This is a genomic window from Ponticaulis profundi (assembly GCF_042659465.1).
Lineage (GTDB): Bacteria > Pseudomonadota > Alphaproteobacteria > Caulobacterales > Hyphomonadaceae > Ponticaulis > Ponticaulis profundi.
Map to the genome: position 1 here is coordinate 1 of NZ_JBHSSW010000032.1, position 6981 is coordinate 6981.

Annotated in this window: 7 protein-coding genes and 1 pseudogene; 6 read left to right on the plus strand and 2 right to left on the minus strand. The window is 58.8% G+C overall.

Annotated features, from left to right (window positions below):
- Nucleotides 1-141 precede the first annotated feature (141 nt).
- Both ACFQDM_RS15170 and ACFQDM_RS15175 read right to left on the minus strand, forming a co-directional pair.
- Complete coding sequence (locus ACFQDM_RS15170) at nucleotides 142-1479, minus strand: DUF3560 domain-containing protein (protein WP_377380486.1); 1338 nt, start codon at nucleotides 1477-1479, stop codon at nucleotides 142-144.
- A gap of 478 nt (nucleotides 1480-1957) precedes the next feature.
- Nucleotides 1958-2140, minus strand: a complete 183-nt coding sequence (locus ACFQDM_RS15175; RefSeq protein ID WP_043133113.1) for a hypothetical protein — start codon at nucleotides 2138-2140, stop codon at nucleotides 1958-1960.
- 64 nt (nucleotides 2141-2204) lie between these two features.
- Here ACFQDM_RS15175 and phnC point away from each other — a divergent pair, with 64 nt between their 5' ends.
- The 6 genes and pseudogenes from phnC (at nucleotide 2205) to ACFQDM_RS15205 (ending at nucleotide 6687) form a co-directional block, all read left to right on the plus strand.
- Nucleotides 2205-3020, plus strand: a complete 816-nt coding sequence (gene phnC / locus ACFQDM_RS15180) for a phosphonate ABC transporter ATP-binding protein (protein ID WP_081969499.1) — start codon at nucleotides 2205-2207, stop codon at nucleotides 3018-3020.
- Nucleotides 3017-3865 (plus strand): phosphate/phosphite/phosphonate ABC transporter substrate-binding protein, encoded by an 849-nt coding sequence (phnD, locus tag ACFQDM_RS15185; protein ID WP_036744161.1) that lies wholly within the window; start codon nucleotides 3017-3019, stop codon nucleotides 3863-3865. The genes phnC and phnD overlap by 4 nt, the downstream gene beginning before the upstream one ends.
- 67 nt (nucleotides 3866-3932) lie before the next feature.
- Entirely contained in the window at nucleotides 3933-4739 is an 807-nt protein-coding gene (gene phnE, locus ACFQDM_RS15190; protein ID WP_036744163.1) for a phosphonate ABC transporter, permease protein PhnE, read from the plus strand.
- Between the two features lie 21 nt (nucleotides 4740-4760).
- On the plus strand, nucleotides 4761-5759 hold the full coding sequence (locus ACFQDM_RS15195; RefSeq protein ID WP_036744164.1) for a phosphonate dehydrogenase: 999 nt from the start codon (nucleotides 4761-4763) through the stop codon (nucleotides 5757-5759).
- 13 nt (nucleotides 5760-5772) lie between these two features.
- Nucleotides 5773-5946: pseudogene (locus tag ACFQDM_RS15200) on the plus strand (helix-turn-helix domain-containing protein); the annotation flags it as partial.
- Between the two features lie 21 nt (nucleotides 5947-5967).
- Nucleotides 5968-6687 (plus strand): LysR substrate-binding domain-containing protein, encoded by a 720-nt coding sequence (locus ACFQDM_RS15205; RefSeq protein ID WP_377380490.1) that lies wholly within the window; start codon nucleotides 5968-5970, stop codon nucleotides 6685-6687.
- The last annotated feature ends 294 nt before the right edge of the window (nucleotides 6688-6981 follow it).

Below are 6981 nucleotides of genomic sequence, written 5' to 3' on the forward strand. Positions count from 1 at the left end.
CGGGCGTGACGTGGCATTCCGTGGCGCGGTCAACTGCGATGACTTCGGGCGCTTCGGCCATTGCGAGGGCGGGCGCGTCCCGCCGTGCCCTGACCGGAATGGTCAGGGGCTTGGCGGGACGGGTATAGATCGCGGGGCGCTTCACTCTGCTGCCTCCATGTCTTGAACGCTGGCCGGGGCGTCGTGCTGCTTCTGGTCTGTGATCAGGATTGCAGCCCATCCGGCCATATAGCGGGGGCCTTCGTGCTTCGGGTTCGGGGCGATCCTCACGCGGAAATTGCCGCAGGTCGAAAGGCGGGTGCCGCGCTGTTCGGTGTGGATCTTGGCATAATCTGCCTTGGTCATTTCCACTTGCGGCAGGTTCTCGGCTTCCCTGCGCCACGGGTTCACGACAGAAACTGTGCCGCTTCCGGCTTTGAAATTCAGGATCGGCGGCTTGGCGGGCTTGCTGGCCGGGGGCAGGTAGCCGCAGGATTGCATCAGGTCGCGCCACTCGTCGGCGGAAAGTTCGACGCTGCACCCTTGGGCGATATGGGCGGGCAGGGGGGCGGCACATTCCACGGTGAATAGGTCGGCATCGACCTTCGCGCCCTTTGGCTTGTCCGCGCCATGCTCTCGGACGAACATCTGCAACAGGGTCGGGCTAATCTCGCCTTGATAGCGCGGCACGTCGCCTAGCATGTCCCGCTCATAAGCAAGCCGGTTCAAGGTGTGCGAAATCCAACGGCCCAGGTTGTCGCTCTCGATGGTGGCGCGCGCTCCAGCCATTGCCTTTTCGCGGGCCTCCTGCGGGGTTATCTCGCCACTCTCAACGGCGGAATAAAGGTTATAGGAATGCAGATCGCCGCGACCCAAGCCAAGGCGGATCAGGTTGTCTGTCGTCAGCTTGCCCCACACTTCAAGCGCCTTGTGCGCAGTGTTCAATTTGCGCTGTAGGTCGCGCAGTTCGGCTAGAAGCGTCTTGATGCGGCCCGCGCGCACTTTCGGATCGTTCTTGCGGTTGGCGTGACGCTCGACGCCTTCGGCGCGATACTGCCAGTATCCGATGGCTTTGTGCGCCTTTACAGCCTTGTCCATTGCGTTGTGCATCCGCTCCTGCGTCTTGCGGGCCTTCCGCTCGGAATGATGGCCGACAAGGATAGGCTGCCCAAACTCGAACGCGCGCGACAGTTCGTCAGCCGCGCGGGAATACGCGCTGGCCTGCGTGGCCCGTTTGTCCGCGATGGCGTCCAGTCGATCAGCCTTCATCTGCGCCCGTTCCGCCAGGGTCATTTCCTCCGGCTCAATCTCGCCAGCCAGCTCCAGAGCCAAATCCTCACGGGCGCAGGACCATGCGGGGGCAACGAAAAGCTCCTGTTTGGGTGCCCATTTGAAGCCTGCGGCCTTCACGCGCTGATAGGTTTCGGCATCAAGACGGGTGGACGGATAGAGGCGGATTTTGTTGTCTTCGGGCGAGTAGGTCGCGGAAATGGTGGTCATGTCGTTTCCTTTTCGTGGCGATGGCGTGGGGGCTTGGTGCCTCCTTCCGCCGATGGGCTGCGCCTCGTCGGTCTGGTCTGACGAATACGCATGTATTCGGCGGAACAGAGTGAGGAGGGCGAAGCCCGACAAACGGGCCTGGGCGGTTCTGTGTGAACACCGCGCAAAACTGCCTTTTGCGTCACGAAACTACCTCGTGCGTGTGTTTCCGACATTTCCCGTTCGTGCCCTTCTGATCCGCCGAGTGGCGAAGCCATCCGTGCTTTTCACTTTGGATGACCTCATGTCATCCGAAGGGCAAAGCAGGGTGGGCGCAGCCCGACCTGCGGCCGGACGGTGATCTGACACACGGGGCCGGAGCGGTGAAATTGGGAGGGGCCCGCGCCCTGGCGCGGGAGGAACCGGATTTCTCCGTGGAGGCTGACGCGCAGCGGCACCAGAGCCCGTGTTCAGAGCGCCGGCCGGATGGCAGGCGGACCTAGCAAACGGAAAGGTGTCGGACGTGCCAGAGCGGAGCGGAGGCGCGGCTGTCCTTCCGATCAGCGATCGCGGCCATAACCGCGATCACCGCGTCCGCTTCCAAGGATTTTAGGTAGAGTGCAGCATAAGCATCGATGTGCATGATCATGATTATGTCATCCACCTGAAAAGTAGTCGTCATATTGCGCGCCTAATGATCGACCCATCCTATCGCGACCGCAGAACGATTAGAAAGATGCATCATCATGTTGGCTTTGAACAGGGTTGCCGTGACCTATGGGAATGGCACACAAGCTCTAAAACCGACCTCGCTGAAGCTCGCGCAGGGGCAGTTTGTCGTCCTTTTGGGCCGCTCTGGCGCGGGTAAATCCACACTCATCCGCACCCTTAACGGCTTAGTTGCTCCTACGTCCGGTTCGATTATCGCTGATGGCGTTGGATCTCTGGACGGAGAGCGGGCGCTCCGAGTGCACCGCAGGCGCACCGGGATGATTTTCCAGCAGCACCAGCTCATCGGGCGCTTGAGCGCGCTTGATAATGTGATGACCGGTCGCTTGGGCTATCACTCATCCTTTCGAACCCTCTTTCCTCTTCCGCGTTCTGACCGGCAACTTGGGCTGGAATGTCTTGCTCGGGTTGGCTTACTCGACAAAGCCTTGGTGAGGGCTGACCAGTTGTCGGGCGGCCAACAGCAACGTGTCGGCATCGCCCGTGCTCTGGTTCAGCAGCCCCGATTGATACTGGCTGACGAACCTGTGGCCAGCCTCGATCCGGAAACAGCCGTCGAAGTCCTTTCGCAACTCCGCCACATTTGCACGACGGATGGCATAACGGCTGTCATCAGCCTGCACCAGATCGACTTGGCGAGGCGCTTTGGTGATCGGGTCATCGCCATGCGTGATGGCTCTGTAGTCGCAGATGCGTCCGTTGATGAACTGACAGATCAGATGTGCGCCTCGATCTACCGCAGCGAAGCTTCAGGCCGGAGTTCGCAGCAAGCGCATCACCATTCATCCCACTCCCAACCACAACCTGTTGCTGCCATGGAGGCCGCCCTATGAAGAAGTTGCTCCCCGTTGTCGTTCTCGCTGCTCTCGGCTGCGGCTCCGCAGTGCATGCGGAGGCAAATCCAGAAACTCTGCGCGTGGCGCTGTTGCCCGACGAGAACGCCGCCACAGTGATCAAAAACAATCGTCCGCTGGAAGAGTATCTTGAAGAAACTCTTGACCGCGACATCGAGCTGATCGTGACCACCGACTACTCCTCGATGATCGAGGCGATGCGGTTCGGTCGGCTTGAACTCGCATATTTCGGTCCGCTTTCCTACACGTTGGCCAAGACGAAGGCCGAGATCGAACCCTTTGCGGCACTGATGAAAGACGGCGAGACAACTTACCGCGCCGTTGTCATCGGCAACGCTGAAGCCGGCATTGAGACTATTGCGGATGCTGCCGGCCACGATGTGGCATGGGGTGACGTGGCATCTACTTCCAGCCACCTGATCCCGAAATCCATGCTGCTTAAAGCGGGTCTAGAAGCAGAGACGGATTACAGTGAGAACTACGTCGGCTCCCATGATGCCGTGGCGCTGGCGGTGCAAAACGGCAATGCCCAGGTTGGTGGTCTTTCGCTGCCCATCTTCAACGCTATGGTTGCTCGCGGCACGATCGACCCCGCGAAAGTTGTTGCGCTCGAAGAGTCCGATCCGTTTCCGCAGTATCCTTGGACGATGCGCTCTGACCTCGATCCGAACCTGAAGCAAGCCATCACCGACGCGTTCATCAACCTGAACGATGAGGAAGTGCTGGCGACGTTCAAGGCAGATGGTTTCGCGCCGATCAACGACAAGGCTTACGATGTCGTGCGGGATCTCGGTAAGATGCTGAACCTCGACCTCAGCAAATAAGACATATCAACCGCCATTCATTGCGGGCGCAGGCGAAGTCTGCGCCTCACTTTTCAGGAGCACGTCAATGACAGCGCTTTCCCAAAGTTTCGACAGCATCCTTCAGCGCCAAAGTAGAGCTTGGAAGCGCGCTGCCGTGATCGCGGTGATCATCGCTGGCGTCATCATTGTCAGCAGCTACCACTCCGGCTTGCTTGATCTGGAGCGGCTTGGTTCCGGCCTTCCTTCGCTTTGGCAGTTGGGAAGTGAAATGGTTCCGCCCGATTTCAGCCGTGGGATGGAGTGGATCGGCCCCTTGGTTGATACTCTTGCCATGAGCATCGCCGGGACGGCAATCGCGGTTCTGATTTCGCTTCCCGTTGGCTTTTGCGCTTCGCGAAAAACAGCGCCAAACCGCGTTATCTACATGATCGCCCGCGGCCTGCTGAACGGCCTGCGCTCGATCCCTGAGTTGATCATGGGTATCGTTTTCGTTGCAGCGGTAGGCTTCGGGGCTCTGCCCGGCGTTCTTGCTCTAGGCCTTCACTCCGTTGGCATGGTCGGAAAGTTCTTTGCAGAAGCCATCGAGCATTGTGACAATGCGCCAATCGAGGCGGCGCGGGCCGCCGGTGCTTCACCCTTCCAGATCGTCACGCGCGCAATCCTGCCGCAAGTCCTGCCTCAACTGGCCGATGTCACGATCTACCGTTGGGAGTATAACTTCCGCGCCTCCACCATCCTTGGCACGGTCGGAGCCGGCGGCATCGGCTTTGAGCTGATGACCTCTCTTCGGATTATGAATTATCAGGAGGTTCTTGCCATCATGCTGGTCGTTCTTCTGATGGTCACCGTGGTCGATCAGGTCGGCGCTCTTCTTCGCCGCCAACTTCAATAAAACAACAACAGGGAGCGCGACATGTTGCCCAAGATCGTTATCACGCACAAAGTCCATGACGAGATCCTGACCAAGCTGGCGCCTTATGCCCGCGTCAGCGTCAACGAGTCGGACGATACTTGGGCGCATGACAGGCTTTTGGCAGAACTCAGTGATGCGACTGCGATGATGGCTTTCATGCCGGATCGGATCGACGCTACGGTTCTGAGCCACGCTCCTAGCCTGCGGCTTGTAGCTTGCGCGTTGAAGGGTTTCGACAACTTTGATGTTGCTGCCTGCACGGCACGAGGGGTCCATGTCTCCATCGTGTCCGATCTTCTGACTGATCCGACCGCAGAACTGACCATCGGCTTGATGATTGGCTTGGGGCGGCACATCCTGCCGGGGGATGAAGCTGTCAGAATTGGCTACAAGGGGTGGAGACCGCGTTTCTACGGCGTGGGCCTGAAGGGCGCAGCGGTTGGCATCTTAGGCATGGGAGCGATCGGCAAGTCCATTGCTGAACGGCTCACGGGCTTTGGAACGCAAGTGAGCTATTGGGACAGGCGCGAGCTCGGTTCTGATGATGAAGAAAGGCTCAAGGTTACGTTCACGGATTTCGAACGGCTTCTTTCCACTTCGGATTTCGTAGTGTGTGCCCTTCCGCTCGCCAACGACACGCAGCATCTGCTCGGCGCACTGGAAGTTGCGAAGATGCGGAAGGGGACGCTTCTGATCAATCCATCACGTGGGAGCGTTGTGGACGAAGGGGCCGTGGTGGCTGCGCTGGAGGCGGGACATCTGGCGGGTTACGCCGCAGATGTCTACGAGATGGAGGACTGGGCGCGGCCGGATCGACCTGAAGCTGTCCATCCTGGCTTGGTGCAGCGTCGCACGGACACCTTGCTGACACCCCATATCGGCTCGGCGGTTACCAAGACTCGCCTTGCGATCGAGCATGAGGCGGCTGACAACATCATTGATCTTCTTGAAGGCCGCAGACCGCGAGCCGCTATCAATGAGCCCGCGTCTGTTCTCTAACAAGGTATCCTGCATGTATCATCTGTCTCATGTCGCTGCCTTCGTTGAAGTCATCGAGACGGGAAATTTTCGTGCGGCATCGCGACGGCTGCAAATCTCGCAGCCTACGGTTTCGAACAGCGTCAGGCGCCTTGAGGATATCCTAGGGGTGCAACTGGTAGATAGAGGGAACGATCGCTGTGTTCCGACGCGGCACGGAGCCATATTCTTGCCATTTGCCAAGAGCCTGCTGACGGTTTCTGCACGTGCCTTTGACCGCTTGCACATGGAACAAATTCAACTGGGTGCGAGCAGCAACATCGGTATCTACCTCATGCCGGAGCATCTGAAGCGCCTGCATGGTGCCAAAGGGCGCTCTGCCAACTTGGTAATCGCCTCCAACCTGGAGATCTTAGAAAAACTCCAGAGAAAGGAAGTTGATCTTGCTTTCATGGAGTGGTGGGACGGCCGGAATGGATACGAGGCCAGCCTGTGGCGCACCGAGAAGCTCATTTTGATTGTTTCCCCGGATCACCGGTGGGCAAGCAAGGGTTCGATAGACTCGTCTGAACTTTTCACGGAGTCGCTGATCGGAGGCGAGCGTGGAACCGGGACGGGCACTATTCTCCGCCGTGCCTTCGGTCAAAAAGCAGATCAGCTATCGATCAGCCACACAACCGGAAGCACTGAAGGGGTGAAGCGTGCGGTCAGAGCGAGACTAGGCGTATCGTTGGTGATGAAAAGCACGGTTCTCGATGAACTGGCTTCGGGTCAACTTTGTGAAGTTTCTATCAAGGGCGTAGATTTGGAGAAGCCAATTTGGGCCGTCCATCCTGTAAAGATGGAGGACGGTTCCCCGGAAGCCGAGACGCTTAGCATCCTCCTCAATGCCAAGACGGTGCCTGTTCTATGTCAGCAGGCTGCACGACCAGCCGAAGCAGCTAACTGAAAGACAGACATGGGGCCTCGAAAGAGATGTATGAACCGCAGCCGAACAGCGGCCGCGACCTTGTAGCGGCAAGATTGCGTGGCAGATGAAGCAAGAATGCCTGACACGTTGTCGGTGCTTTTCGAAGTTCATGCACCGTGGCGCGGCAAATCATCTTGCGAATCTACATTCTGTCAAAGGATCGGAGCCGGGGGGTGGTGCGGCCCGCAGCCGAAGGCGAGGACACGGCCCCCGGTGGAGACGACGCCGCAGGCGGCGCTTGTCTTTTGACAGGGCCGATCAGGTCTGTTGGCG